This window comes from Microlunatus spumicola, from assembly GCF_039536445.1.
Lineage (GTDB): Bacteria > Actinomycetota > Actinomycetes > Propionibacteriales > Propionibacteriaceae > Microlunatus > Microlunatus spumicola.
Window position 1 is genome coordinate 1,832,950 of record NZ_BAAAYR010000001.1, and the last position, 25,284, is coordinate 1,858,233.

Here is a 25,284-nt window from a genome sequence, read left to right on the forward strand (position 1 = left end):
CCAGCCCACGACTCTGGCGAGGGGCAACGGCGACGCCGCGACCGGCGCCGCCATCGGTGGCGGGAGCAGGCGTGACGATGACCAGCACCTTCGGCCCCCGGGGCTCCGGCTCCCGCGGCCCGAGCGGTGACCCCCTGGTCGGTCGGGTGCTCGACGGCCGCTACGAGATCACCGAACGGCTCGCGCGCGGCGGCATGGCGACGGTCTACCGCGGCATCGACACCCGGCTGACCCGGACGGTCGCGGTCAAGATCATGCACGTCGGGCTCGGCGACGACCTCGAGTTCGCGCGGAAGTTCGACCACGAGGCGCGCGCCGCGGCCCGGCTGTCCCACCCCAACGTCGTCTCCGTCTTCGACCAGGGCGCGGACGCCGTCGACGGCACCGTCGTGCGGCCCTACATCGTCATGGAGTACGTCGAGGGCCAGACGCTGCGCGACGTCGTCAACGCACGTGCCCCGCTCGACCCGGTCGAGGCGCTCGACCTGCTCGAGCCCGTCGTCGCCGCCCTCGCCGCGGCCCACGACGCCGGGCTCGTGCACCGCGACGTCAAGCCCGAGAACGTCCTGATCGGCGCCCGTGGGCGCGTCAAGGTCGCCGACTTCGGCCTCGCCAAGGCGATCAGCTCGCAGACCCAGACCGCGACCCAGGGCCTGCTCATCGGGACCGTCTCCTACCTCCCGCCCGAGCTCGTCACGTCCGGCCACGCCGACGCCCGCAGCGACGTCTACAGCGCCGGCGTGGTGCTCTTCGAGCTGCTGACCGGCCGCAAGCCGCACTGCGGCGACACCCCGATCCAGGTCGCGTACGCCCACGTGCACGCCGACGTCCCGCCGCCGTCGGCGCACGCGCCGCGCGGGACCGTCCCGCCCTACCTCGACGCGCTCGTGGCCCGCGCGACCAGCCGGGACGCGGCGCTGCGCCCGCCGGACGGCCGGGTGCTGCTCACCCAGGTCCGCCGGGTCCGCGCCGCGCTGCACGCGGGCCTCGCCGACGACCCCGAGCTCACCCAGGACCTGCTGCCCACCGCCCCGCGCCGCCCGGACCCGGACGACGCGCTCACCCAGGTCGTCGGCGAGCGGGCGGACTTCGAGCCGACCCAGCACATCCGCGCGGCCGTGGCCCAGCGCCCGTCCTTCAGCGCCCCGCACGAGGAGCTGACCGACCCGGACCCGTACGGCACCCGTTCCGGTGCTCGCGCGTACGACGCGCCTGCGTACGACCCCGCCGCGTACGCGCCCGCCCCGACGCACCCGACGGTGCGCGACGCGCCCCCGCCCGTGGTGCCCGGCCACGACCCCCGGTCCCGGTTCCGTCCGCCGGCGGACGACCCGCAGCGCGTCGCGGCCCGCCGGGAGCGCGAGGCCCGACGCCGCCGGCGCGGCTGGCTCGCCCTGATCCTCGTGCTGCTGCTGACCACGGCCGCGGCCGTGACCGGCTGGTACCTGACCGAGGGACGCTTCACCAGCGCCCCGGCCCTCACCACCCTGACCCGCAGCGACGCGGCGGCGGTCGCCGAACGGGCCGACCTCGCCGTGGACTTCAGCGACGGCTACAGCGAGACCGTGCCGGTCGGCGAGGTCGTCTCCACCGAGCCCGCGCCCGGCGCGCGGCTCCGCAAGGGCACCCACATCGAGGCCGTGCTGTCGCGCGGCCCCGAGCGGTTCGCGATGCCGAGCGTGGTCGGGCTGACCCAGGACGCGGCCACGGCGCAGCTGCGCGCCGGGAACCTCAAGGTCGGCAAGGTGACGAGCCGGTGGAGCGCGACGGTCGCCAAGGGCGTCGTGCTCGGCGCGGGCCAGGACCCCGGGGCGTCGCTCAAGCGCGACACCGCCGTGCCGCTCGTCGTGAGCGGCGGGCCGCAGCCGGTGAAGCTCGCCGACTGGACGGGCAAGGACGCCGACAAGGCCGTCGCCGCGCTCAAGAAGGCCGGCCTCGTCCCCGTCGTGACCACCGCGACGTCGGACGAGGTCCCGGCCGGGGACGTGGTCAGCCAGGACCCGCCGCCCGGCGACCTGGTCAAGGGCGACGAGGTCCGCCTCGTCGAGTCGAAGGGCCCGGTGCTCGTCACCGTGCCGAACGTGCGGGCCATGGGCATCCGCAAGGCCGAGGAGACGATGAAGGCCGCGGGCTTCAGCACGAGGTCCAAGAAGGCGACGAACTACCTCGGCCTCGGCTACGTCGTGACGTCCTCCCCCGGTGGCGGCAAGCAGGCGCCGAAGGGCTCGACCATCACCCTCTACCTGGTCTGAGCACCGGCTTCCGGGCGTCCCCCGGATCCCTACGCTGGGCCGGTGACCCGCTCGCGCACGCACGCCCTCGCGTTCACGGCGCTGCTGGTCATGTCGGCGGTGTGGGGCTCGACCTTCTTCCTGATCAAGGACCTGGCCACCCGTCTGGGCGTCCTCGACCTGCTCGCGGTGCGCTTCGCGATCGCCTCCGTGGCCCTCGCGCTCCTGGCCGCGCCGCGGCTGCGCATCGACGCCGGCGTGCTGCGCCGGGGCGTGCTGCTCGGCCTGCTCTACGGGGTCGCCCAGATCCTCCAGACCGCCGGGCTCTCGATGACGGCGGCGAGCGTCTCCGGCTTCGTGACCGGCCTCTACGTCGTCCTCACCCCGCTGATCGGCGCGCTGCTGTTCCGCTCGCGGGTCGACCGGGCGACCTGGGTCGGTGCCGTGCTGGCGACCGTCGGCCTCGGGGTGCTGTCCCTCGGGAGCAGCGGCGGCGGCTTCGGCCTGGGCGGCGGGGAGGCGCTCACCCTGGCCTCGGCCGCCGTGTACGCCCTGCACATCCTGGCGCTGAGCCGCTGGACCGACCCGGCGCGCGCGCTCGGGCTGAGCCTCGTGCAGCTCGTCGTCATCGCGGTCGTCTGCACGCTCGCGGCCCTGTGGCCCGACGCGCAGGGCCGGACGGGCCTGACGCTGCCGTCGACGTCGGCCGACTGGTGGTCGCTGCTCTACCTCGCGGTCGTCGCCGGTGCGCTGACGATGGTCCTGCAGACCTGGGCGCAGGCCCACGTCGAACCCTCCCGCGCCGCCGTCGTCATGGCCATGGAGCCCGTGTGGGCCGCCGGCTTCGCGGTCGCGTTCGGCGGCGAGCGGGTGAGCGTCCGGATGGTGCTCGGCGGGTTCGCGATCATCGCCGCCATGTACGTCGTCGAGCTGGCACCCCGACGGCCACCGCCCCCGGAGGCCGTCCCGGCGACCGCGTGGGACGTGGCGGAGGACCGGCGTGCCTGACCCCGTGGCGGTGACTCCGCCCGCCGTGGTCACATCGTCCATGGACCTCGTCACCTTCACGCACGTCGTGCTCGACGGATCCCTGTCCGACAGGGCCGCCGCCTTCTGGGGCCGGGCGCTCAACGGCTCCTGGCGCGCGGCGGCGCCGGACCCCGGCCTGGCCGCCAGCCTGGTGCAGGTGAACGGCGACAGCTACGTCCACCGCGCCCCCCGCACCGGCACCGCCCCGGCCCTCGTGCTGGAGGTCGCGGACGTGCCGGAGACCGTACGACGCCTGCTCGACCTCGGCGCCGGGCGGGACGAGGCCGCCGGGACCGGGCTGGGCGACCCGAGCACCGAGGGGCCGAGCGCCGAGGACGTCCCCGGGTCCGGCGGCGCCCCGGGCAGCGCGGACGGGGACGGGGCCTGGGAGGGGATGCGGTCCCCCGGCGGGCTGCCGTTCGCCCTCACGCTGGCCCACCCGCACCGCCGGGCCCCGGCCGCGCGCTGGAAGGACGGCAACCACAGCCGCCTCGTGCAGGTGTGCCTCGACTGCCCGCCCGACCGGGCGCAGGCCGAGGCGGAGTTCTGGCGGGACGCGACCGGGTGGGCCTGGCAGGACAGCGACAGCGCGGAGTTCGTCTGCCACCTGGTCCCGTCGGCGGGCTCGCTGCAGCTGCTGGTGCAGCGCCGTGCGTCCCCGGAACCGCCGGACGTGACGCTGCACCTCGACCTGGGGACGAGCGACCGGGAGGCCGAGGCCGACCGCCTCGTCGCCCTCGGCGCCGAGCGCGTGGCCACGGGCGACGGCTGGATCGTGCTCCGGGACCCCGACGGCACGACCTTCTGCGCGACCGGCCAGCCGCCCGAGGCGCCCTAGCGACCACCCGAGGACGACCGGTCGGTCCACCCACCCTGAGATCCGGCACGTCGACGCAGGACCGGCACTTGGGTCACGCTCAACCCGCGTCCCGCGCGCGATCGAGAGGTCGCACCTCAGAGGAGCCGGCTGACCCGACGGGCGCCCCGCCGCTCAGAAGCGGTGCGTCTGGCCCCCGCGGAGGTCGACCAGGGACGTCGGCGTCATCTCCTTGACGCGTCCGGACAGCAGCCCGCGGCCGCGGTCGTTGAGCAGCTCGTCGTGGATGCCGAACCCCTCGGTGGCGGCGACGGCGCGGGCGAAGTCGATCGTCTCGCGCAGCGCGCCCCACGGGCCGTAGAGCGGCACGGCCAGGATGTCGACGCCGCTCGGGGCGACGGCGTACGAGTCGCCCGGGTGGAAGAAGGTCGGCTCGCCCTCGGAGCGCAGCACGAAGCCGACGTTGCCGATCCGCGGCAGGTCGGGGTGGATGACGGCGTGCGCCCCACCGACGGCGGTCACCAGCACGTCGCCGATGGCCGTCTGGTCGTCGGGGGCCAGCCCGCTGCCCCCCGGGAGCGGCGGGAGCTCCCCGGCCTCGCTCGCCGCCAGGATCGAGGGCTCGACGACGACCCGGGCGCCGGGGTTCGCGGCCAGCAGCGCCGGCAGGGCCGCGGGGTCCATGTGGTCGGGGTGGCGGTGCGTGACGAGGACCGCGTCGAGGTCGGTCAGCCCGTGCCAGGCGTCGGAGAGGTTGCCCGGGTCGATCAGGATCCGGGCGCCGTCGGTCTGGACGAGGACGGCGGAGTGACCGAGGTGCGTGAGCTGCATGGTGCCCACGCTAGCGAGGCCGTGCGCGAGGCGGACCGGCCGTGGGCGGCGCGCCCCGTACGGTGTCACGTACCAGTCCGACGAGGGAGGACCGTCGCGGTGACACCGACGTCCAGCATCACGACCCTGCCCAAGACGAACCTGCGCGACCGGGTGTCCCAGGCGCTGCGCTCGGCCATCATCTCCGGCGAGATGGAGCCCGGCGTCGTCTACTCCGCACCGTCGCTCGCCGCCCGGTTCGGGGTCTCGGCCACGCCGGTGCGCGAGGCGATGCTCGACCTCGTCCGCGAGGGCATGGTGACGATCGTGCCCAACAAGGGCTTCCGCGTGACCGAGGTCGACGAGGCCTCGCTCGACCAGGTCGCCCAGGTCCGCCAGCTCCTCGAACCGCCCGTCGTCGCCCGGGTGACCGCGCTCGTCCCGGTCGAGGACCTGCCCGGCCTGCGGCAGATGGCGCAGGACATCGTCGACGAGGCGGCGGCCGGCGACCTCGTCGCCTACACGGAGGCCGACCGGCAGTTCCACCTCCGGCTGCTGGCGTACGACGGGAACCCCCGCCTCGTCGACCTCGTCTCCGAGCTCCGCAGCCAGACGCGCCTGCTCGGGCTGAGCAGCATGCTGGCCAGCGGCGCCCTCGCCGAGAACGCGCGGGAGCACCTCACCCTGGTGGACCTCGTGGAGGCCCGCGACGCCGCCGGCGCCGAGGCGCTGATGCACGCCCACATCGCGCGGACCCGGACGACCTGGGCGGGGCGCCCGGACGTAACCTGAGCGTTCCCGGCAGCAGGGCGCTGGTCGGGGGACGTGGCCGCGAGGAGTCGAGTGCCGTCATCCCAGGACGACGAGGGACCCCTCGTCGACGCCTTCCGCGCCGGCGGGACCACCGCGCTCGCGGACGTGTACGACCGCTGGTCGCCGCTGGTCTACAGCCTCGCGCTGCGCTCGGTCGGCGACGTCGCGCGGGCCGAGCGGGTCACCCAGCGGGTGTTCACGCGGGCCTGGGCCGCCCGGGCGACGTACGACCCCGCCCTGGCCCGCTTCTCCGACTGGCTGGTCGACCTGACGCGGGACTGCATCGGCGGCGCTGGAGCCGTCGCGGGACGGGCGGACGTGGTCGCGTCTCCGTTCGACGCCGACGATTTCGGGCAGGGTGAGTCCAAGACGGGCGGACTGGCCGAAAGGTTGGTGGTTGCGGACGGGATGTCCCACCTGGACACGCTGTCGCAACGAGTGCTGCGCATGGCTCTCGACCACGACCTCACGCTCGCGGAGATCGCGGAGCGGACGGGGCTGCGGGTCGAGGAGGTCAGGTCCCAGGTCGCAGCCGGTCTGATGGAGCTACGCCAGCGGCTGGAGGTGCAGGTCGATGCACACTGATCCCGACTCGCTGGCCCTGCTCGCCCTGGGCGAGCCGGTCAGCATCCTCGACGACCCCACGCACGTCACGACGTGCCCGGTCTGCGCGGCGGAGCTGGCGGGGCTGAGGCGGGTCGTGGGCCTCGCCCGTGACGCCGCGGGCCTCGCGCTGACCGAGCCCGGGCCGCGCGTCTGGGCCACGATCCGGCAGGAGCTCGACGCCCGGACCAGCGGCCACGGGCTCCCGTCCGCGCAGGAGCTGCGGGCGCACGCCCGGCTCATCGCGGTGCAGCCGTCGTGGTCGGACGCGTCCGGCGAGGCCGAGCTGGAGACCGACGAGGCCGGACGACGGCTGCTGCGGGTCTCCCTGCACGCGGACCTGCCCAGCGGCGGAGTCCGTCAGGCCTGGCTCGTTCACCGCGACGACCCGCGCACGCGCCAGTCCCTCGGCGTCCTCGACGGCCGGCACGGCCTGTGGACGGTCGCGCACGCGATCGACCTCGAGCAGTTCCCGTTCCTGGAGATCTCGCAGGAGAGCATCGCCAGCACCGAGCCCTCCGGGCAGACGATCGTCCGCGGGGAGCTCGTCCGCGCCGCCTGACGGTCCCCGCCCGGACGTCGTCCGGGCGGGCTGACCTCACGGTCGGTCGAGGGCGACGACCGTCTCCTGCGGGTCGACGTCGGCCAGCGCCGCGAGGCGGCCGAGGCTCACCGGGGTCGAGAGCGTCCGCTTGGCGGTCGGGCGCAGGTCGTCGACCGTGAGCGACCGGCCCTCCTGCTGGGCCGCGAGCAACGCGGTGGCGAAGCCGCACACCCGCCCCTGGCACCAGCCCATCCCCGTACGGGTCAGCAGCTTGGCCGTCCGGGCGTCGCCGCCGCCGAGCTCGTCGCGCGCCCGTTCCACGGTCGCCACGTCGACCTCCTCGCAGCGGCAGACCAGCGTCTCGGGCGTCAGCCACGTCGACCAGGTCGGCGGGACCGGGTGCGCGCGGTGCATCGCGCCGGCGAAGGCGCGGCCGCGCCGGATCGCCCCCTGCAGCCGCCGGGCGCGACGGGGGTCCCCGGGGCGGCCGCGGTCGGCCGCGGCCGTCAGACCGGCGAGCTCGCCCTCCTGCAGGGCCAGGGCCGCGCCGCCGACGCCGGTCGCCTCCCCCGCCACGTAGACGCGCGGGGCGGTGCTGCGCAGCCCGGCGTCGACGACGGCGACCAGCGAGTCGTCGACGTCGACCCGGGTGTCCGCGCCGACGGCGGTGACGAGCTCGAGCGACGGGGTGAAGCCCCAGCCGAGCGCGACGAGGTCCACCTGCGCGGTCCGCTCGCTGCCCGGCACGAGGCCCCCGTGCGCGTCGAGGCGCGCGGTGGTGACCGACTCGACGGCCTCACGGCCCCCGATCGCGGTGACGACGGTGCGCTGGCGGTAGGGGATGCGGTGGGCGAGCAGCGTGCGGACGTAGCCGACCGCGTCGAGGCCCTTGGCCGGGGTCTGCACGGCCCCGCGGAGCTGGCGGGCCCAGCCGCTGACCGGGTTCGCCTCGCAGATGCCCAGCACCTCGGCGCCGGCCTCGGCCAGGCCGGCGGCGACGGGCAGCAGGAAGGGTCCGGTGCCGGCGACCACGGCGCGCCGGCCGGCGAGCGACCCGTGGCCCTTGAGCATCGCCTGGACGCCGCCCGCGGCCATGACGCCCGGCAGGTCCCAGCCCGGCACCGGCAGCTGGCGGTCGTAGCCGCCGGGGCAGAGCACGAGGGCGTCGACGACGACCTCGGTGGGCACGCGGGCGTCCTGCTCGGGCCCGAGGCCCTCCACGACGGGGCTGAGGCGGAGCCGCCAGCCCTCGCCGGCCCGTTCGGTGAACCAGACCTGCGCGCCCGGCACGTACGTGATCGCGCCGGGACGGACGAGGGCGTCGAAACGTTCGCGGAGCCGGACGTACGTCCGCCAGTCGTGCTGCCCGTGCTGCCCGTGCTGCCCGTGCTGCCCGTGCTGCCCGTGGTCATGGTCGCCGTTGCCGGCGGCGTGCCCGTCGCGGTGGTCGCGCTCGTCGGCCACGAGCTCGGCCGCGCTCTGCTCGTCGAGGTGGCGCCAGTACTGCCCGCCCGGCTGGCGGCCGGCGTCGACCACCGTCACCGAGAGCCCGGCGCCGGCGGCGGCGACCGCGGCGGCGAGGCCGGCGGGACCGGCCCCCACGACCGCGAGGTCCGTACGGCTCGACGGGTTCACGTCCACTCCTCGGGTGCGCCGGTCCGCAGCCGCATCCCGGGCTGCACGGGGACCAGGCAGGCCCGCTGGTCGGGGCGCCCGTCGACCTCGATGAGGCAGTCGAAGCACACGCCGATGCCGCAGAACAGGCCGCGCGGCCTGCCGCGGCGCCGGGTCGTGCGCCAGGACCGGACGCCGGCGTCGGTGAGGGCGGCACCGACGCTCTGGCCGGGCCGGGCGGTCAGCGGGCGTCCGTCGAGCTCGAAGGGCACGGAACCGGCACGCTCGGGTTCAGCGGGCACCGGCGAGCTCCTGGTCGGTCGAGGGGACGGGGGTGTCGAAGCGTTCCGGGCGGAACGGGTGGAGGTCCAGCGCGGTCGGTCGACCGGTCAGGGCCTCGGCGAGCACGGAACCGGTGCCGACGCTCAGGCCGATGCCGGCACCCTCGTGCCCGCACGCGTGCCACAGGCCGGGCGCCCGGGGGTCGGGGCCGACGACCGGGAGGTGGTCGGGGCAGTAGGGCCGGAAGCCGGCGTACGCGCGGATGAGCGAGGCGTCGCGCAGCACCGGGAACAGGGCGCCCGCGGCGGCGGCGAGCCGGGCGAGCACCGGCAGCGAGGGCGTCTTGTCGAAGCCGACCCGCTCGCGCGAGGCGCCGACGAGGACCGTGCCGCTGGGCGTGCCCTCGACGACCGGGGAGGTCTGCAGCGCCTCGTCGGAGCTGGCGACGTCGGCGACGTAGCTGGCGCCGTAGACCTTGTGGTGCACGACCGGCGGCAGCGGCTGGGTGACCAGCACGAACCCGCGGCGCGGCAGGACGGGCAGGTGCACGCCGGCCAGGCGGGCGACCTCGCCCGACCAGGTGCCGGCGGCGTTCAGGACGGCGGGCGCGCTCACGTCGCCGGCCGACGTGCGGACCCCGGTGACCGTGTCGCCGTCCCGCAGGAAGCCGGTGACCGCGGACCCCGTCACCACGGAGGCGCCGAGGCCGCGGGCGAGCCGCAGCAGGTGCGCGGTGAGCAGCATCGGCTGCACCTGCGCGTCCTGGGGGTAGAACATGCCGCCGGCGAGGTCGCGGGTGAGGAAGGGCTCGTACGCGGGCAGCTCGTCGGTCCCGACGGCGACGGTCTCGATGCCGGCCCCACGCTGGTGCACCGCGAGCTCCTGCAGCGCCCGGACGCCGGCGTCGTCGTCGCTGACCACGAGCCCGCCCTTGGCCTCGTACTCCCACAGGTGGCCGTGCTCGGCGAGGTCCTGGGTCCAGACGCGCTGCGACAGCAGCGCGAGCTCGAGCTCGGCCCCCGGCTCCTTGTCGGACAGGAGGAGGTTCCCCTCCCCCGCGCTGCTCGTCCCACCCGCCACCGGCCCACGGTCGACGACGACCACGCGCAGCCCGGCCCGCGCCGCGAAGTATGCGCACGCCGCCCCGACGGCCCCCGCGCCGACGACCACGAGGTCCGCCGTACGCGGCACCGTCCCGCTCATCGCACCCCTCCCGGTCGCTGCCCCACGGGTCCCAGGACTTTCACGTTTACGTGAAACTCCCGTACTGACCACGGCAGATCTGCCGTGGTGAGCATGGGTGTTTCACGTAAACGTGAAACTCCGGATGCCGCCGGGAGCGCAGCCGAGGTCACAGGGTGAAGCCGGCGGGGAAGGGGTCGGTGGGGTCGAGGAGGTACTGGCCCATGCCGGTGACCCAGGCGCGGCCGGTGATGCTCGGGAGGACGGCGGGCAGCTCGCCGACCGTGGTCTCGCCGAGCAGCCGGCCGGTGAAGCGCGAGCCGATGAACGACTCGTTGACGAACTCGTCGCCGATGGCCAGCTCGCCGCGGGCGTGCAGCTGCGCCATCCGGCCGCACGTGCCGGTGCCGCAGGGCGAGCGGTCGAACCAGCCCGGGTAGATCGCCATCGCGTGCCGCGAGTGCTGCGCCGTCGAACCGGGCGCGGCCAGGTAGACGTGGTGGCAGCCGTTGATGTCCGCCTGCAGCGGGTGCACCGGCCGGTCCTGCTCGTCGATCGCGGCCATGATCGCCAGGCCCGCGTCGAGCAGCCTGTTCTTGGCCGCGTGCTCGAAGGGCAGCCCGAGAGACTCGAGCTGCACGACGGCGTAGAAGTTGCCGCCGTACGCGATGTCGTACGTGACGTCGCCGTAGCCGGGGACGGAGACGACGCGGTCCAGCCCGAGGTTGAACGACGGCACCATCTCCAGCGTGACCGAGGTGGCGTGCCCGTCGGTCACGGCGACCTTGGCCACGACGAGCCCGGCGGGCACCTCGAGGCGGATGGTCGTGACGGGCTCGACGACCGGCACCATGCCGGTCTCGACCAGCACGGTCGCGACCCCCATCGTCCCGTGCCCGCACATCGGCAGCAGGCCGGACACCTCGATGAACAGCACGCCCCAGTCCGCGTCGGGCCGGGTCGGCGGCTGCAGGATCGCGCCGCTCATCGACCCGTGCCCGCGCGGCTCGCACATCAGCAGTGTGCGCAGGTCGTCGCTGTGCTCCATGAACCACAGGCGCCGCTCGGCCATGCTCGCGCCCGGGATGACCCCGAACCCGCCGGTGATCACGCGGGTCGGCATGCCCTCCGTGTGGGAGTCGACCGCCGAGAAGACCCGGCTGGCCCTCACGCGGTCGCCCCGGGCCGCTGGAGGGTTCCGTCCACGCGCGTGGGCAGCGCGGCGGCGTCGCGCAGCTCGGCCGGCAGCAGCGCCTGCGGGAAGCCCTGGAAGGCGACCGGGCGCAGGAACCGGTCGATCGCCGCCGTGCCGACCGAGGTGGTCGAGGGGGCGGTCGTCGCCGGGTAGGGCCCGCCGTGCTGCTGGGCGTACGTGACGCTGACGCCGGTGGGCCAGCCGTTCCAGAGCAGGCGGCCGGCCTTGGTCCCCAGCACCGTGACGAGCTCGCCCAGCGCCGGCACGTCGGACTCCTCACCGAACACCGACGCCGTCAGCTGCCCGTCGATCGCCTGCGCGAGGGCGAGCAGGTCGGCCTCGCCGGCGTACGTCGCGACGAGCAGGGTCGGGCCGAAGCACTCCCGGAACAGCTCCTCGACGTCGGCCAGCAGGCTCGCCACGTCGGTGAGCAGCACGGTCGGCCCGGGCGTCGCGTCCTCGCCGTCGGCGGAACGGGCCAGCACGCTGACGTGCGGCAGCTCCTCGAGCTCGTGGCGTACGCGGTTGTGGCCGGACACCATCCGATCCGACAGCATCGGCGCCGCGCCCGGCAGCTCGGCCGTGCGCAGGGCCTCGAGCACCGAGGAGCCCTCCGGCACGAGCAGCACGCCCGGCTTGGTGCAGAACTGCCCGACGCCGAGGGTGAACGAGGCGACGGCCTGGCTCGCGATCTCCGGCCCGCGCGCCTCGGCGGCGGCCCGGGTGACGAACACCGGGTTCACGCTGCCGAGCTCGCCGAAGAAGGGGATCGGGACGGGCCGGGACGTGGCCAGGTCGAACAGGGTGCGCCCGCCGACGGTGGAGCCGGTGAAGGCGCCGGCCTGCACCCCGGGGTCGGTCAGCGCGGCCCGGCCGGCCTCGTCGCCCACGAGGAGCGTGAAGAGGTCGTCCGGGGCGCCCGCGGCGGTCAGTGCCCCACGGACGACGTCCGCGGTGGCGACGGACAGCCGCAGGTGGCCCGGGTGGGCCTTGAGCAGCACCGGGCAGCCCGCGGCCAGCGCCGAGGCGGTGTCCCCGCCGGCGACGCTGAAGGCGAACGGGAAGTTCACCGCGGCGAAGACGACGACCGGGCCCAGCGGCACCTGCGTCCGCCGCAGGTCCGGTCGCGGGGCGCCCATCGGCCACGCCGGGTCGGCGTGGTCGACGCGGACGTCCAGGTAGGCGCCCTCGCGCAGCACCTCGCCGAACAGCCGCAGCTGGAAGGTGGTGCGCTGCAGCTCGCCGCGGAGCCGACCCTCGGGCAGGTGCGACTCCGCCATCGCGAGCGGCACGAGGTCGTCCCCGGCCGCGTCGAGGGCGTCCGCGACGGCGTCGAGGACGCCCGCACGGTCGGCCCGGGAGGTCGCCGCCCAGCGCTGCCCCGCCGCCACGGCGGCGGCGACGAGCTCGGGGACGGCGTCCAGCGCGGTCTCGGCGGGCGCCGGTGACGTGGCGGTGATCTGGACGGTGCTGCTCAGTGTGCTCACCTGACTACTTGTAGCCCTTGGCCAGGGCGGCTTCGGTGTCGGCCACCACGCGGTCGTGGATCTCGGTCGGCAGCGCGGCGCGCGGCGGGCGGCAGACGCCGCCCTTGCGGCCGGCGACGTCCATCGAGAGCTTGATCGCCTGGACGAACTCGGTCTTGGAGTCCCAGCGCAGCAGCGAGTGCAGGTCGCGGTAGATGGGCAGCGCGCGGGCGAGGTCGGCGGGGTCGCCGGAGGTGACCAGCTCGTAGAGCTCGAGCGTCGACTGCGGGATCGCGTTCGGGTAGCCCGCGACCCAGCCGACGGCACCGGCCACGCCGAGCTCGAGCAGCACGTCGTCGGAGCCGACGATCAGGTCGAGGTCGGGGGCCAGCTCGGCGATCTCGTACGCGCGGCGCACGTCGCCGGTGAACTCCTTGACCGCCACGATCAGGCCCTCGGCGTGCAGCTGCGCGAGCACGGACGGCAGCAGGTCGACCTTGGTGTCGTACGGGTTGTTGTAGGCGACGATCGGGAGCCCGACCTTGGCTGCCTCGCGGTAGTGGCGCAGGACGGTGTCGGCGTCGGCGCGGTAGGTGTTCGGCGGGAGCAGCAGCACGGAGCTGGCCCCGGCCTTCTGCGCCTGCTCGATCCAGCGGACGCTCTGCAGGGTGCCGTAGGCGCCGCAACCGGCCATGACGCCGAAGCCCTCGGGGCTGGCCTGGACGGCGGTCTCGACGACCTTGGCCCGCTCGTCGTCCGAGAGCGTCTGGTACTCCCCCAGCGAGCCGTTCGGCGCGACCCCGTGGGTGCCGTACGCGGCGAGCCACGCGACGTGCTCGCCGAAGGCGTCGTAGTCGACGCTCAGGTCGTCGTGGAAGGGCAGCGCGGTCGCGGTGTAGACACCGCGCCAGGGGGTGCTCGTGGGCGTTGCGGACTCGGCCATGGGGACCATCCTCTCTCGGTGATCAGTACCATATGCAATTGCACTAGCCCTTGGCAAGTCGGACGACGGTCCTCCCCTGGACCGCACCGACGAGAATGGGTGTCCAGCGTGCCCGACGAGGGGTCGCGTCACCCGTCGCCCGACCCCCGAGGACGCCCCGTGATCCTGAACGAGAAGCAGCTGCCCCTGCGCGCCTGGCGCGGCCTGGCCGCGTCGGTCGCCGCCCTGCTGGTCTGGGACGTGCTCGTCACGGTCCTCTACCTCAACGCGACGACGCACTTCGAGGCGATCGACATCCAGTTCACCCTGTTCGGCACGGTGATCGCGCTCTTCGTCGGCTTCATGGTCAACGCCGCGTACGGGCGCTGGTGGGAGGCGCGGACGCTGTGGGGCCAGGTCGTGAACTCCTCGCGGAGCCTCGCGCGGCAGGCGCTCGTCCTGCTCGACGAGGACGTCCCGGGTGCGAGGCCCGGGCTCGCCGCCCAGGTGGTCCGCAACCAGGTCGCGTACGTCCACGTCCTGCGCACCGCCCTGCGCGGGCAGCCGCTGCCGGAGGAGGCGGGCACGTTCCTCGGGCCGGACCGCCTCGCGCACGTCGAGCGGGCGACCAACCGGCAGACCGCCGTGCTCCTCGACACCGACCGGCTGCTGAGCGAGGCCCACCGCCGCGGGATGGTCGGCGAGCTGTCGCGCCTGGAGCTGGAGGCCGCGCTGGTCGCGCTGACCGACGCCCAGGGCGGCCTCGAGCGGATCAAGAACACGCCGCTGCCGGTCCAGTACCGCTTCCTGCCGCGGTTCTTCTCCCGGCTGTTCTGCGTGATCCTGCCCTTCGCCGTGGTCGAGGACCTCGGCTGGCTCACGCCGCTCGGCTCCGGGCTCGTCGGCCTGATGTTCCTGCTGGCCGTGCAGATCGGCGACCAGCTCGCGAACCCCTTCGCCGACGGCGTCTACGACGTCCCCATGACGACCATCAGCCGGACCGTCGAGATCGACCTGACCCAGATGCTCGGCGACGAGCCGCCGCGGCCGGTCGAGCCGGTCGCCGAGGTCCTCTACTGAGCCTGCGACCCACCGTCGACACCGCCCGCCCCGAGGCCTAGATTTCGCGCAGGGCCAGAGGGGCTGGCCGACGAGGAGCACAGACGACCATGGCGATGGAGAACGACCTCTACAAGCTCAAGGGCATCGGCCCGAAGCACACCGAGATGCTCGAGAGCATCGGCGTCGACTCCATCAAGGAGCTCAGCCACCGCAACCCGGCCTCGCTGACCCAGATGATCCTCGACCGGCACGGCCGCGTCATCGGGGTGTCCGAGAAGCAGGTCGGCGCCTGGATCGACGAGGCCAAGACGCTCCAGGGCTGAGCGTGACCGGCCGTCCCGCCACGGGCGGGACGGCTCCGGCTCAGGCCGCCCGGCGAACCGCGGCGAGGACGTCGCCCAGGACCTGACCCGCCGTACGGGCCTCCTCGAGCGTGACGTCGAGGTGGGTCACCGCGCGGACCGTGCGCGTGCCGACCGTGCCGACGCGGACGCCCTGCGCGGCCGCCGCGGCCACCACCTGGGTCGCCGCGACGTCGCCGGTGTCGAGCGCCACGATGTTCGTCTCCACGGCGGCCGGGTCGATGGCCTCCGGCGCGCCCGCGGCGGCGGCCTCGGCCAGCGCCCTGGCGGCGGCGTGGTCCTCCGCGAGCCGGTCCACGTGGTGCTCGAGGGCGTAGAGGCCCGCCGCGGCGAGGATGCCGGCCTGGCGCCAGCCCCCGCCGAGCCGCTTGCGCTGCACGCGGGCACGGGCGATGTCGGCCGCGGGACCCACGAGCACCGAGCCCACCGGGGCGCCCAGGCCCTTCGACAGGCACAGGCTCACGGTGTCGAAGAGCCGCCCGTACGTCTCCAGCGGGATGCCGGTCGCGACCGCCGCGTTCGGCAGCCGGGCGCCGTCGAGGTGGAAGGCGATCCCGAGGTCGCGGCACAGGTCCGCGGTCGCCTGCAGCTGGTCGAGCGGCTGGACGGTGCCGCCGCCGAAGTTGTGCGTGTTCTCCACGGCGACGCAGGCCGTCGACACGAGGTAGGGGCCGGCGTCGGGCGAGACGATCGCCGCGACCTCGGCCGAGTCCAGCCGACCGTTGACCGAGGGCCAGGTCCGCATCGTGACGCCGGTGAGGGCGCCGTGGGCGCCCATCTCCGCGCGGGCGACGTGCGCGTTCACGTCGCAGAGCACCTCGGTGCCGGGCGCGACGTGCAGCCAGACCCCGAGGACGTTGGTCATGGACCCGGTCGCGCAGTAGAGCCCGGCCTCGTGGCCCAGCATCTCCGCGGCCCGCTCCTCGAGCGCGTGGATCGTGGGGTCCTCGTCGTAGACGTCGTCCCCCACCGGCGCGGAGGCCATGGCCTCGCGCATCGCGGCGGTCGGGACGGTGACGGTGTCGGAGCGCAGGTCGATCACGTCCCCGACCCTAGCCACGCCCGGGCGACGAGCCCGGCCCGTCCATCTCCGCCCGGCAGCAGCCTCCCGGAACCGGGAAGTGGTCGGTCCGGAGCCGGATCCGGGTCTCCCGGTGGCTCGGACCGACCACTTTCTGGTGGTGCGAGGGCAGAGGCCCTAGTCGCAGGTGCAGGTGCCGTTCATCGAGCGCTGCATGAAGCACTCGGGGCACGGCTCGCCCCACAGCTCGCTGACGAAGGCGCCGCCGCCGACGCCGACCTGGTACTCCTCGAGCGGCACGAACTCCTCGCCGATCTGGACGTACGTCTTGCCGGCCCAGGCGACCGGGTGGTCCTCCAGCGACAGCGCGACGAAGGAGCGGCTCTGCGGAAGGTAGACCTTGTCCCACTTGAGGCCCTTGAGCAGCTTGATGAGGCGCGGGCGCACCTCCGGGTTGGCCCCGAACTCACGCAGCGCGCCGTCCAGCGTCTTCTGCGGGATCCGGCCCACGCCGTCGAGCTCCGCGCGCGTCCAGCGGCAGACCGGCACGGACGTGTCGCCCGGGGCGACCGGCTCGACCTCGAGACCGGCGATGTGGGGGCAGCCGCGCAGGTGGATGCGCAGCCCGTCGGTGGTCTTGTAGAGGGTCTCGGACTCGGTCTTCTGGTCGATCACGGGCGCGGTCTTGGCTTTGGTCACGCCTCCACAGTGTCACGCCGGCCCCTGCGGGGCACTACTCAGAGCGAGACGGGGGCGTACGCCTGCACCGGGTTCGTCCGCTTGATGCGGCCCGAGGTGAGGCGTTCGGCGACCAGGAACGCGAGCTCGAGGCTCTGGTTCCGGTTGAGCCGGGGGTCGCACAGCGTCTCGTAGCGGTTGACCAGGTCGGCCTCGACGATCTCGTCGCTGCCGCCCACGCACTCCGTCACGTCGTCGCCCGTCAGCTCGACGTGCACGCCGCCGGGCCAGGTGCCGAGCTCCTCGTGGACGTCGAAGAAGCCGTTCAGCTCGTCCATCACGTCGGAGAAGGCCCGCGTCTTGTAGCCGTTGCGCGACTCGAAGGTGTTGCCGTGCATCGGGTCCGACACCCAGGCGACGCGGCGGCCGCTCGCGGTGACCTTGGCGACCAGCTCGGGCAGGACCTCGCGGATCTTGCCCGCGCCCATCCGGGTGATGAAGGTGATCCGGCCGTCGACGTGGTCGGGGTCGATCCGGTCGGCCAGAGCCAGGGCGACGTCCGCCGTCGTCGACGGGCCGAGCTTGATGCCGATCGGGTTGTGGACGTTGCGCATGAGCTCGACGTGCGGGCCCTCGAGCTGCCGCGTCCGCTCGCCGATCCAGAGGAAGTGGCCCGACGTGCCGTACGGGTTGCCCGTGCGGGAGTCGACGCGGGTGAGCGCGTGCTCGTACTCGAGCAGCAGCGCCTCGTGGCTGGAGTAGAAGTCGACGGTCCGGAACGTGTCCTCGTCGATCCCGCAGGCCACCATGAAGGCCAGCGCGCGGTCGATGTCGTCGGCCAGCTGCTGGTACTGCACACCGGCGGCCGACTGGACGAAGTCGGCGTTCCAGCTGTGCACGCTGCGCAGGTGGGCGAAGCCGCCGGTCATGAAGGCGCGGGTGAGGTTCAGCGTGGCCGCGGACGCGTGGTAGACCCCGAGCAGCCGCTCCGGGTCCGGGATCCGTGACGCTTCGGTGAAGTCGAAGCCGTTGACGGCGTCGCCGCGGTAGGCCGGCAGCGTCACGCCGCCGCGGGTCTCGTCGTCGGAGCTGCGCGGCTTGGCGTACTGGCCGGCCATCCGACCGACCTTGACGATCGGGACCTGGGCGGCGTACGTCAGCACGACGGCCATGGAGAGCAGGGTGCGGAGCTTGCCGGAGATGTTCTGCGCGGTCACGCCGGCGAACGTCTCGGCGCAGTCGCCGCCCTGCAGGAAGAACGCCTCGCCGGCGGCGACGCTGGCCATCTTGGCCCGCAGCGAGTCGCACTCCGCCGCGAACACCAGCGGCGGCAGGACCCGGAGCCGGTCGACCACGTCCCCGAGCGCGGCCGGGTCGCGATAGGTCGGCTGCTGCCGGGCGTCGAGGGCGTGCAGCTCCGTGAGGGAGGGCACACCCGCCTCGGTCAGTCGGGCCTGGACCGTCTCGGACATCCCGCAAGCGTACGGGAGCGCGTGGGTGGGCCTCCCCGGTTTCCACGACGCTGAGAACGCCCCCACCACGAACGCCGACCTCTTCGAGGCCCTTCGACAGGCTCAGGGGGCGTTCCGGCCTACGCGCCCTGAGCTCGTCGAAGGGCCCGGGACGGGTCGGCGCCACCGGCCACCACGAACGCCGACCTCTTCGAGGCCCTTCGACAGCCTCAGGGGGCGTTGCGGCCTACGCCCCCTGAGCTCGTCGAAGGGCCCGGGACGGGTCGGCGCCTCGATGACGCCCTAGGTCTGGGGGCTGACCTCGTCGAGCTCGGCGGCCTTGGCCTCCTTGGCGGCGAGCTCCTTGGCCACCGGGGCGTACAGGTCGACGTACTCCTGGCCCGAGAGCTCCATGATCGCGTACATGATCTCGTCGGTGATCGATCGCAGGACGAACCTGTCGTCCTCCATGCCCGCGTAGCGGGAGAAGTCGAGCGGCTCCCCGAACCGCACGGTCGGGCTGACCACACGCTTGATGATCTTGCCGGGCGGGGCGATCACGTCGGTGCCGATCACGGCCGTCGGGATCACCGGCACGCCCGACAGCAGCGCCAGCCGGGCGACGCCCGTCCGGCCCTTGTAGAGCCGCCCGTCGTGGCTGCGGGTGCCCTCCGGGTAGATGCCGAACAGCTCCCCGCGCTCGAGCACCTGCAGCCCGGCTCGGATCGCGCCCTCGCTCGCCCGTCCGCCGCTGCGGTCGACCGGGACCTGGCCGGTCCCGGCGAAGAAGCGCTTCTGCGCCCAGCCCTTGATGCCGACGCCGGTGAAGTAGTCGGACTTGGCCACGAACGTCACCCGGCGGTTCAGCGCCAGGGGGGTGAAGAGCCAGTCGGCGTACGAGAGGTGGTTGCTCGCCAGGATCGCGCCGCCCTCGGTCGGCACGCGGTCCGCGCCCTCCTCGATCGGACGGAACAGCCGGTTGACGACCGGGCCGAGGACGACGTGCCGCAGCACCCAGTAGACGCCGCGCCCGGGACGGTTGCCGTCGGCGCTGGCGACGCTGAGCGTGCCCGAGGCGTCGATCGAGACGACGTCGGTCGGGCCCGGCGCCGCGCCCGGGTCACGCCGCGGGGGCCTCACGGGCGGTGCGGCAGCGGGGGCGCGGTGCGCCCGAGCCCGGGCCGTTCGACCTCCACGGCCTCGACCTCGCGGCCCTCGCGGAGCGCGGCCTTGACCCCGCTGGCGTAGACCTCGACGTAGGGCTGGCCGCTCAGGGCCTGGATCGCCGCCATCACCTCGTCGGTGACGTGGCGCAGCACGTCGCGGTCGTTGCCCGCGCCGGCGTAGGCGCTGAAGTCGAGCGGCTCGCCGAAGCGGACCACCGAACGGCGCCAGCTCGGCGGGTGGGTGTGCTGCACGCCGACGGGGATGACCGGTACGCCGGTGGCCAGGGCCAGGCGCGCCACGCCGGTGCGGCCGCGGTAGAGCCGCCCGTCCGGCGAGCGCGTGCCCTCGGGGAAGATGCCGACGACCTTGCCGGCGCGCAGCGCGTCCAGCACGACGTCCATGCTCGAGGCGCTGGCGCGTCCGCCGGAGCGGTCCATGGGCAGGATGCCGACGACCGTCACGAACCAGGCCACCACGCGCGAGACCGGTCCACGGCTCACGAACAGCTCGGCCTTGGCCGGGAACGTCATCTGCCGCGGCAGCATCGCGGGGATCACCAGCGTGTCCCAGCCGGAGACGTGGTTCCCGGCGACCAGCGCGCCGCCCGAGAGGGGCACCCGCTCCGTGCCCTCGAGCCGGGGCCGCATGAGCACCTGGACGAGCGGCTTGAAGAGCGCACGCTTGAAGAACGTGTAGTAGGACAAGGCGACCTCCTCGTCACCGCGGGCCGTACGGCGGCGCGGGCCTGGACGCACCCTAGTGGGAGCATGCGCGCATGGACGTCGCCGAGCGCCTCGCGCGTGCCCCGCAGGCCGCCGGGCTGGACCCGCGGGCCGCCCCGTTCGCCGGTGGCCCCGAGGACGGGTCGCCCGTCCTGGTCGTGCACGGCTTCTCCGGGTCACCGCGCTCGATGCGGCCGTGGGCCGAGCACCTGGCGGCGCACGGGTTCCGGGTGGAGCTGCCGCGGCTGCCCGGGCACGGGACGAGCTGGCGCGAGCTGAACGTCACCGGCTGGCCCGACTGGTACGCGGCCGCCGAGCGTGCGCTGCTGCGCCTCGCCGACGCGACGGGCCGCCCGGTCGGGATCGGCGGGCTGTCGATGGGCGGCGCGCTCGCGCTGCGGCTCGCGCAGCGGCACCCGGACCTGGTCCGCGGGCTCGTCCTGGTCAACCCGGTCATCAACATCGTCGACCCGCGGGTCCGGGTGCTCCGCTGGCTGCGCCTGCTGACGCCGTCGCTGGGCGGCATCGCCGGGGACGTGGCCAAGCCGGGCGCCGACGAGGGCGGCTACGACCGCACGCCCCTGCACGCCCTCTACTCCCAGAGCCACCTGTGGGCGGCGGTGCGGCGCGACCTGCCGCTCGTCCGTACGCCGCTGCTCGTCTACCGATCGCGCCAGGACCACGTCGCCGACCCGTCGTCGGTCGCGCTGATCTCGGAGGCCACGACCTCGCCGGACCGGACCTTCGTGGTGCTCGAGCGCAGCTACCATGTGGCTACGCTCGACCACGAGGCGCCGCTGGTCTTCGACGGCAGCGTCGAGCTCTTCGCCCGCCTGGCCGGGGGACGAAGCTCGTAGGAGCCCGGGGAGAGAGTCACCTATGGCGGAGCGGGACGACGACCGCGAGGCGATCGACCGCGCCTTCGCCGAGCTGGTGGCGGGTTACCACCTCACCGCCGACCGCCCGGACGAGCCGCGGCGCACGCTCGAGCTGACGTCCGAGCTCACCACCACCGACGAGGGCCGCAGCGAGACCGCGGAACCCGCCGAGACCTTCGTCCTGCCCAGCCGTCCGGAGCCGCCGGTCGCGCCGGGCGTGCGCTCCTGGACGCCCCCGCCGCCCCCCGCGGGCGACGACCGCTACGTGCCCGACCCGCTGCCGCCCCTGGCCCGCCCGGGCGCACCCGCGCTCGTCGGCTGGACCGGCGTGCTGTTCGCGGCGGTCGTCGTGCTGGCCGCCGGGTTCGGGCTGAACCTGCCTGCGTGGCTCGGCTGGCTCGCCGTGACGGGCTTCATCGTCGGCGCGGTCGTGCTGCTCACCCAGCTGCCGCGCCACCGTCCGCCCGACGCGGGCGACGGCGCCGTCCTCTGAACCTGCTCTCCCCCGCCCCACGGGCCCGGAAGGGTCCGCTCAGGCGCTGAGCTCGCGACGCCGGGCGCGGAGCTCGCCACCCCGCCGCTCCGCACGCTTGCTGCGCCGCTTGCGCCGTGGCCAGAAGCCCGAACGAGCCGAGTTCGGCGGCTCCTGCAGCGCCCGACGGGCCAGGTCCGCCGCGCCGACCAGCCCGGCGTCGTTCCGGAACCGGGCGAGCTCGAGCCGCGCGTACGCCCGGAAGCCCCGTCCCGACAGGGTCGCCTGGAAGGCCTCCCGCGCCGGGCCGACGAGCAGCTCGCCGGCGGCGCTGACGCCGCCCCCGATCACGACGACCTCGGGGTCGAGCCCGGCGACGACGTCGGCGATCCCGAGGCCGAGCCAGGTCCCGACGTCGGCCAGCAGGGCGACGGCCACCGGGTCACCGGCCATCGCGGCCGCCGTGACGTGCGGGCCGCTGACGGCCTCGGGCACGACGCCGAGCGACGTCCGCAGCGTGTCCGCGCCGGGGCCGTCCGAGGCGAGCAGCGCCCGGGCCTCGCGGACGAGGGCGTTGCCCGAGGCGTACTGCTCCCAGCAGCCGCGGTTGCCGCACTCGCACCAGTGCCCGCCGGGCACCTTGGTCATGTGGCCCCACTCGCCAGCCATCCCGTACGTGCCCCGGAACAGCTCGCCGTTGATCACCAGGCCGCCGCCGATGCCGGTGCCGAGCGTCAGGCAGACCATCACCGACGACCCCGCGCCGGCGCCGAAGCGGTACTCCGCCCAGGCCGCCGCGTTCGCGTCGTTGTCGACGATGGTCGGGAGGTTGATCCGCTGCGCCAGCGCGGCCCGGAGGGGTTCGTCGCGCCACGCCAGGTGCGGGCTGAAGCGGACCACCGACTGCGTGTTGTCGACCCAGCCCGCGGCGCCGATGCCGACGGCCTCCACGCGGTGCCGCTCGCGCAGGCGCTCCACCGCGTCCACGATCGCGTCCTCGACGGCCTTGGGGTCGTGGGAGGGCGTGGGGACCTGCGAACGCTCCAGGACCCGCCCGGCCTCGTCGACGACGCCGGCGGCCACCTTCGTGCCGCCGATGTCGACGCCGACGCTCAGCCGCTCGGGGAGCGGACGCGGTCGCGGCTGCCGGACGCCGGCCGGCCTCGTGCCGCTCAGCCTTCGACCCGGCGCTTGAGCCCACGGAGGGCGCCGTCCACGATCGTCTTCTCCGCCTTGCGGCGCAGCAGCCCGATCATGGGCAGGGAGGTGTCGACGGCCAGGGTGTAGGTGACGTCCGTACGCCCGCTCCCGCCGGCCAGGACGTACGAGCCGTCCATGGCGGTCAGGCGGCCGCCGCGCACGAGGCGCCAGGAGACCCGGGCCGGGGTCCAGTCGTAGGCGAGCACGTAGGTGTCGGAGAACAGCGGGTGCGCGAGCACCATCTCCACCTCGTCCGCGCGCCCGGCGTCCTCGCTGAGGACGGTGGCCCGCTCCAGGGAGTCGACCCAGGCGGGGTACGCGGCGAAGTCGGCGATCACCGCCATGACCTCGTCGGGCTCGGCGTCGATGACGACGCTGGAGCTCGTCTGGCCTGGCACGGGCCTCAGGGTACGGGATCGGGGCCGATGCGGAGCGCGGTGCGGAGCGTCGTCCGGGCCCGGTCCGCCCCGAAGCGTTCCTGCACCAGGCGCCGCCCCCGCTCCCCCGTCGCCGCCGCGGCCGCGGGGTCGTCCAGCAGCTCGAGCAGCGCCCGGGTCCAGGCCGTCGGGTCGTCCGTCGGGAGCACCCGCCCGGTGACGCCGTCGAGCACCGTCTCCGGCGCGCCGCCGGAGTCGCCGACGAGGACGGGCAGGCCGCAGGCGGCCGCCTCCAGCGCGGCCAGGCCGAGACCCTCGGGGTTGAGCCCGGCCCAGCGCGTGCGGACGGGCAGGGCGAAGACGTGCGCCGCCCGGAGCCGGTCGGCCACGGCCGGGGCCGGCAGCGCGCCGGTGAAGGTCACCGAGCCCGCGACGCCGAGCCGGTCCGCGAGGGTGCGCAGAGCACCCGCCTGCGGCCCGTCCCCGACCACGACCAGGCGCGGGGCGCGGGCGGGGCCGAGGGCCTCGACCACGCCCGGCCAGGCGCGGAGCAGGACGTCGAAGCCCTTCTGGACGACGAGCCGCCCCACCGCCACCACGATGGGCGTGGCGGCCGCCGGACCGGCACCGGTCCCCGGGCGGAAGACGGGGTCGACCAGCGGCGGGAGCCGCAGCAGCCGCGCGCGGGCGGCCGGTCGCAGGGCCGGCGCGATCCGGCCGGCGGTGTAGTCGGAGATCGTCGTCAGGTGGTCGCACGCGTCGCCGACCCGGCGCAGCGCGGTGCGGGCGCCGGGCAGCGTCGCCCACCACACCTCGTGGCCGTGGGTGAGGGCGACGACGGCCTCGGCCCCGGCCCGGCGCAGGCCCGGGGCCAGCAGCCCCAGGGGCATCGCGGCGCCGACGAGCACGCGGCTGGCGCCGTGCTCGCGCAGCAGGTCGGCCGCCCGGGCGGCGACCCGGGGCGTGGGCTGGAGCAGGCTGCCGTCGCGGACCACGGGGTAGGCCCGGGCGGCGTCGGTGGCGGCCGCACCCGGCGGGCCGGACGTGTAGACCACGACGTCGTCGTCGAGGAGGCGGCAGGCCTGGGCCACGAAGGACTCGATGCCGCCGATCCGGGGCGGGAAGTCGTTGGTCACGACGAGCGTGGTGGGCACCGGGCCTCAGCCCCCGCCGTCGGCGGTCGCGCGGCGGAGCGCGTCGCGCCACCAGCCCACGAGGGTGCTCTCGTCGACCCCGAGCGCCGACCGGGCGGCGTCGTCGACCGGGCTCCCGGTGTCCAGAGCCGCGTAGAAGCGGCCGAGGTCGTCCTCGCCCCGGCGGTCCACGACCGTCTCGCAGAGCAGCCAGGCCTGCGCGTACGCCGCTCCCACGTCCGCACCGCCCGTGGCGAAGGCCGCGTCGTCGGGCAGCGCGGTGGGCGCTCCCCCGGTGCGCAGCGCGGCGAGGTCGGCACCCCGCTGGCCGGGGTGGGCCGCCAGCGCGACGTGCTCGGCCAGCCCCTCGACCGCCCAGAGCGGGGCGGGCGAGGCGGCCGAACGGGTGGCGACGTGGACGGTCTCGTGCACGAGCGTCGCCCCGAGCGCGTCGTCCGGCTGCGCGGCCGTCGCGGGGTTGACCACGACCCGGACGGCCGCGTCCGTCGTCGGGCCCTCCGGTCGGGTGACCGCGGCGGTGGTGGCGTACGTGGTGGGGGCGGCGCCGAGGACGCGGGCGAGGTCGGCGCCGCTGCCCGGCACCTCGACGACCAGGTGCCCGTCCCACCGTCCGCGGAGCGGCTCGGGCAGGTGGGTGCGGGCGTCGGCGGCGGCGCGCACGGCCAGGTCGAGCCAGCGCGTGGCGTCCTGGCCCGTTCCCGCGAGGACGGTCACGTCTCCCCGGGTCGCACGGACGGTGGGCGCGAGCCACAACAGCGGGACGGGGTCGGGCTCAGCGCCCGCGTCGGACCCGCCGTCGGTCCCGCCCTGGGGGCCGTCGTCGGTCCCGGCCAGCCGGGGACCGGTGGTTCCGGGGACGAGGGTCAGCCAGACGGTGGAGGTCGCGTCGGCCCGCTCCCCCGGCAGCCGCCAGTCGAGCCGCGCCTGCACCGCCCGGGCGTCGGGCCCGAGCACGGCACGACGGGCCGCCGGGAGCTCCTGCTCGACGCCGGTCAGGCGGAGCCGGAGCCGGGCGGGCGCCACGGCGCGGAGGTTGTCGAAGAGGAGGGACAGCCGGGTGGCTGACGTCGGGTCGACGGCGGCGACGCCCGTGTCCCAGTCAGCTCGTGATCCCGTCAGCGCAGCCGTGACCAGGCGGTCGACCGCCATCTGCGCGTCGACCGCGTCCATCGTGCCGACGGACGGAGGGGTGGCCGTGACGGCCGGCTCCGACCTCGGGCCGGTGCAGGCCT

The 25,284-nt window shown here is 75.0% G+C and carries 26 protein-coding genes; 10 read left to right on the forward strand and 16 right to left on the reverse strand.

Translation table 11 applies throughout. From position 1 onward, the window contains the following. The first annotated feature begins 77 nt into the window (after positions 1–77). Genes pknB through ABD665_RS08400 form a run of 3 tightly spaced genes read left to right on the forward strand, consistent with a single transcriptional unit; the run spans position 78 to position 4,098 of the window. On the forward strand, positions 78–2,252 hold the full coding sequence (gene pknB / locus ABD665_RS08390) for a Stk1 family PASTA domain-containing Ser/Thr kinase (RefSeq protein WP_204911388.1): 2,175 nt from the start codon (positions 78–80) through the stop codon (positions 2,250–2,252). A 42-nt stretch (positions 2,253–2,294) separates the two neighbouring features. Continuing rightward, positions 2,295–3,239, forward strand: a complete 945-nt coding sequence (locus ABD665_RS08395; protein WP_344741795.1) for a DMT family transporter — start codon at positions 2,295–2,297, stop codon at positions 3,237–3,239. Then, positions 3,232–4,098, forward strand: a complete 867-nt coding sequence (locus ABD665_RS08400; RefSeq protein WP_204911387.1) for a VOC family protein — start codon at positions 3,232–3,234, stop codon at positions 4,096–4,098. Before ABD665_RS08395 ends, ABD665_RS08400 begins: the two co-directional genes overlap by 8 nt. A 153-nt stretch (positions 4,099–4,251) precedes the next feature. Here the strand turns inward: ABD665_RS08400 and ABD665_RS08405 are convergent, their stop codons facing one another. Next, positions 4,252–4,908, reverse strand: coding sequence for an MBL fold metallo-hydrolase (locus tag ABD665_RS08405; RefSeq protein WP_204911386.1), 657 nt, complete (start codon positions 4,906–4,908; stop codon positions 4,252–4,254). A gap of 99 nt (positions 4,909–5,007) precedes the next feature. Here ABD665_RS08405 and ABD665_RS08410 point away from each other — a divergent pair, with 99 nt between their 5' ends. From ABD665_RS08410 to ABD665_RS08420, 3 genes are all read left to right on the forward strand, one after another. Continuing rightward, a complete protein-coding gene (locus tag ABD665_RS08410) occupies positions 5,008–5,679 on the forward strand; it encodes a GntR family transcriptional regulator (protein WP_344741798.1) in 672 nt (223 codons plus the stop codon). Positions 5,680–5,805: 126 nt separating this feature from the next. After that, a complete protein-coding gene (locus tag ABD665_RS08415) occupies positions 5,806–6,285 on the forward strand; it encodes a sigma-70 family RNA polymerase sigma factor (RefSeq protein WP_344741800.1) in 480 nt (159 codons plus the stop codon). After that, positions 6,275–6,865 carry a hypothetical protein gene (locus tag ABD665_RS08420; RefSeq protein WP_204911384.1) on the forward strand — a complete coding sequence of 197 codons (591 nt, stop codon included), beginning with the start codon at positions 6,275–6,277 and terminating at the stop codon, positions 6,863–6,865. The genes ABD665_RS08415 and ABD665_RS08420 overlap by 11 nt, the downstream gene beginning before the upstream one ends. 36 nt (positions 6,866–6,901) lie before the next feature. On the opposite strand, the gene ABD665_RS08425 is transcribed toward ABD665_RS08420, so the two are convergent. The 6 genes from ABD665_RS08425 to ABD665_RS08450 form a co-directional block, all read right to left on the reverse strand. Next, complete coding sequence (locus ABD665_RS08425) at positions 6,902–8,482, reverse strand: FAD-dependent oxidoreductase (RefSeq protein ID WP_204911383.1); 1,581 nt, start codon at positions 8,480–8,482, stop codon at positions 6,902–6,904. Continuing rightward, the gene (locus tag ABD665_RS08430; protein WP_344741803.1) at positions 8,479–8,763 is read right to left on the reverse strand and encodes a (2Fe-2S)-binding protein; all 285 of its coding nucleotides are present in this window, start codon (positions 8,761–8,763) and stop codon (positions 8,479–8,481) included. Before ABD665_RS08430 ends, ABD665_RS08425 begins: the two co-directional genes overlap by 4 nt. Further along, positions 8,753–9,946, reverse strand: coding sequence for an FAD-dependent oxidoreductase (locus ABD665_RS08435; RefSeq protein WP_204911382.1), 1,194 nt, complete (start codon positions 9,944–9,946; stop codon positions 8,753–8,755). The genes ABD665_RS08430 and ABD665_RS08435 overlap by 11 nt, the downstream gene beginning before the upstream one ends. Before the next feature lie 148 nt (positions 9,947–10,094). Further along, entirely contained in the window at positions 10,095–11,096 is a 1,002-nt protein-coding gene (locus tag ABD665_RS08440; RefSeq protein WP_204911381.1) for a proline racemase family protein, read from the reverse strand. Beyond that, positions 11,093–12,607, reverse strand: coding sequence for an aldehyde dehydrogenase (NADP(+)) (locus tag ABD665_RS08445; RefSeq protein WP_344741806.1), 1,515 nt, complete (start codon positions 12,605–12,607; stop codon positions 11,093–11,095). The genes ABD665_RS08440 and ABD665_RS08445 overlap by 4 nt, the downstream gene beginning before the upstream one ends. Before the next feature lie 4 nt (positions 12,608–12,611). Beyond that, complete coding sequence (locus ABD665_RS08450; RefSeq protein ID WP_204911380.1) at positions 12,612–13,529, reverse strand: dihydrodipicolinate synthase family protein; 918 nt, start codon at positions 13,527–13,529, stop codon at positions 12,612–12,614. Positions 13,530–13,688: 159 nt separating this feature from the next. Here ABD665_RS08450 and ABD665_RS08455 point away from each other — a divergent pair, with 159 nt between their 5' ends. Both ABD665_RS08455 and ABD665_RS08460 read left to right on the forward strand, forming a co-directional pair. After that, the gene (locus tag ABD665_RS08455; protein WP_204911379.1) at positions 13,689–14,588 is read left to right on the forward strand and encodes a bestrophin family protein; all 900 of its coding nucleotides are present in this window, start codon (positions 13,689–13,691) and stop codon (positions 14,586–14,588) included. Between the two features lie 89 nt (positions 14,589–14,677). Continuing rightward, positions 14,678–14,893: a DUF4332 domain-containing protein gene (locus ABD665_RS08460; RefSeq protein WP_204911378.1), complete on the forward strand. Its 216-nt coding sequence runs from the start codon at positions 14,678–14,680 to the stop codon at positions 14,891–14,893. A gap of 40 nt (positions 14,894–14,933) precedes the next feature. On the opposite strand, the gene ABD665_RS08465 is transcribed toward ABD665_RS08460, so the two are convergent. From ABD665_RS08465 to ABD665_RS08485, 5 genes are all read right to left on the reverse strand, one after another. Continuing rightward, complete coding sequence (locus ABD665_RS08465) at positions 14,934–15,974, reverse strand: GntG family PLP-dependent aldolase (RefSeq protein WP_204911377.1); 1,041 nt, start codon at positions 15,972–15,974, stop codon at positions 14,934–14,936. A gap of 156 nt (positions 15,975–16,130) precedes the next feature. Then, positions 16,131–16,652, reverse strand: a complete 522-nt coding sequence (locus tag ABD665_RS08470) for a hypothetical protein (RefSeq protein WP_204911376.1) — start codon at positions 16,650–16,652, stop codon at positions 16,131–16,133. Positions 16,653–16,690: 38 nt separating this feature from the next. Next, complete coding sequence (locus tag ABD665_RS08475) at positions 16,691–18,103, reverse strand: class II 3-deoxy-7-phosphoheptulonate synthase (protein WP_204911375.1); 1,413 nt, start codon at positions 18,101–18,103, stop codon at positions 16,691–16,693. A gap of 282 nt (positions 18,104–18,385) precedes the next feature. After that, positions 18,386–19,096 carry a lysophospholipid acyltransferase family protein gene (locus ABD665_RS08480; protein ID WP_344741965.1) on the reverse strand — a complete coding sequence of 237 codons (711 nt, stop codon included), beginning with the start codon at positions 19,094–19,096 and terminating at the stop codon, positions 18,386–18,388. Between the two features lie 122 nt (positions 19,097–19,218). Then, entirely contained in the window at positions 19,219–19,953 is a 735-nt protein-coding gene (locus ABD665_RS08485; RefSeq protein WP_344741813.1) for a lysophospholipid acyltransferase family protein, read from the reverse strand. Positions 19,954–20,024: 71 nt separating this feature from the next. Here ABD665_RS08485 and ABD665_RS08490 point away from each other — a divergent pair, with 71 nt between their 5' ends. Continuing rightward, the gene (locus ABD665_RS08490) at positions 20,025–20,828 is read left to right on the forward strand and encodes an alpha/beta fold hydrolase (RefSeq protein WP_204911374.1); all 804 of its coding nucleotides are present in this window, start codon (positions 20,025–20,027) and stop codon (positions 20,826–20,828) included. A gap of 22 nt (positions 20,829–20,850) precedes the next feature. Beyond that, entirely contained in the window at positions 20,851–21,342 is a 492-nt protein-coding gene (locus tag ABD665_RS08495; RefSeq protein ID WP_204911373.1) for a hypothetical protein, read from the forward strand. A gap of 39 nt (positions 21,343–21,381) precedes the next feature. On the opposite strand, the gene ABD665_RS08500 is transcribed toward ABD665_RS08495, so the two are convergent. Genes ABD665_RS08500 through ABD665_RS08515 form a run of 4 tightly spaced genes read right to left on the reverse strand, consistent with a single transcriptional unit; the run spans position 21,382 to position 25,222 of the window. Continuing rightward, positions 21,382–22,437 carry an ROK family glucokinase gene (locus tag ABD665_RS08500; RefSeq protein ID WP_204913943.1) on the reverse strand — a complete coding sequence of 352 codons (1,056 nt, stop codon included), beginning with the start codon at positions 22,435–22,437 and terminating at the stop codon, positions 21,382–21,384. A 56-nt stretch (positions 22,438–22,493) separates the two neighbouring features. Beyond that, positions 22,494–22,919 carry an SRPBCC family protein gene (locus ABD665_RS08505; RefSeq protein ID WP_204911372.1) on the reverse strand — a complete coding sequence of 142 codons (426 nt, stop codon included), beginning with the start codon at positions 22,917–22,919 and terminating at the stop codon, positions 22,494–22,496. A 5-nt stretch (positions 22,920–22,924) separates the two neighbouring features. Beyond that, positions 22,925–24,052, reverse strand: coding sequence for a glycosyltransferase (locus ABD665_RS08510; protein ID WP_204911371.1), 1,128 nt, complete (start codon positions 24,050–24,052; stop codon positions 22,925–22,927). A 6-nt stretch (positions 24,053–24,058) separates the two neighbouring features. After that, positions 24,059–25,222, reverse strand: a complete 1,164-nt coding sequence (locus tag ABD665_RS08515; protein ID WP_204911370.1) for a hypothetical protein — start codon at positions 25,220–25,222, stop codon at positions 24,059–24,061. Positions 25,223–25,284 lie beyond the last annotated feature (62 nt).

Excerpts from the sequence above, each read along its gene's own strand:
- ABD665_RS08490 (WP_204911374.1), top strand. The coding sequence starts at position 20,025 with ATGGACGTCGCCGAGCGCCTCGCGCGTGCCCCGCAGGCCGCCGGGCTG.
- ABD665_RS08405 (WP_204911386.1), bottom strand. The coding sequence starts at position 4,908 with ATGCAGCTCACGCACCTCGGTCACTCCGCCGTCCTCGTCCAGACCGAC.
- ABD665_RS08495 (WP_204911373.1), top strand. The coding sequence starts at position 20,851 with ATGGCGGAGCGGGACGACGACCGCGAGGCGATCGACCGCGCCTTCGCC.
- ABD665_RS08460 (WP_204911378.1), top strand. The coding sequence starts at position 14,678 with ATGGCGATGGAGAACGACCTCTACAAGCTCAAGGGCATCGGCCCGAAG.
- ABD665_RS08435 (WP_204911382.1), bottom strand. The coding sequence starts at position 9,946 with ATGAGCGGGACGGTGCCGCGTACGGCGGACCTCGTGGTCGTCGGCGCG.
- ABD665_RS08450 (WP_204911380.1), bottom strand. The coding sequence starts at position 13,529 with ATGGCCGAGTCCGCAACGCCCACGAGCACCCCCTGGCGCGGTGTCTAC.
- ABD665_RS08420 (WP_204911384.1), top strand. The coding sequence starts at position 6,275 with ATGCACACTGATCCCGACTCGCTGGCCCTGCTCGCCCTGGGCGAGCCG.
- pknB (WP_204911388.1), top strand. The coding sequence starts at position 78 with ATGACCAGCACCTTCGGCCCCCGGGGCTCCGGCTCCCGCGGCCCGAGC.
- ABD665_RS08475 (WP_204911375.1), bottom strand. The coding sequence starts at position 18,103 with ATGTCCGAGACGGTCCAGGCCCGACTGACCGAGGCGGGTGTGCCCTCC.
- ABD665_RS08515 (WP_204911370.1), bottom strand. The coding sequence starts at position 25,222 with ATGGACGCGGTCGACGCGCAGATGGCGGTCGACCGCCTGGTCACGGCT.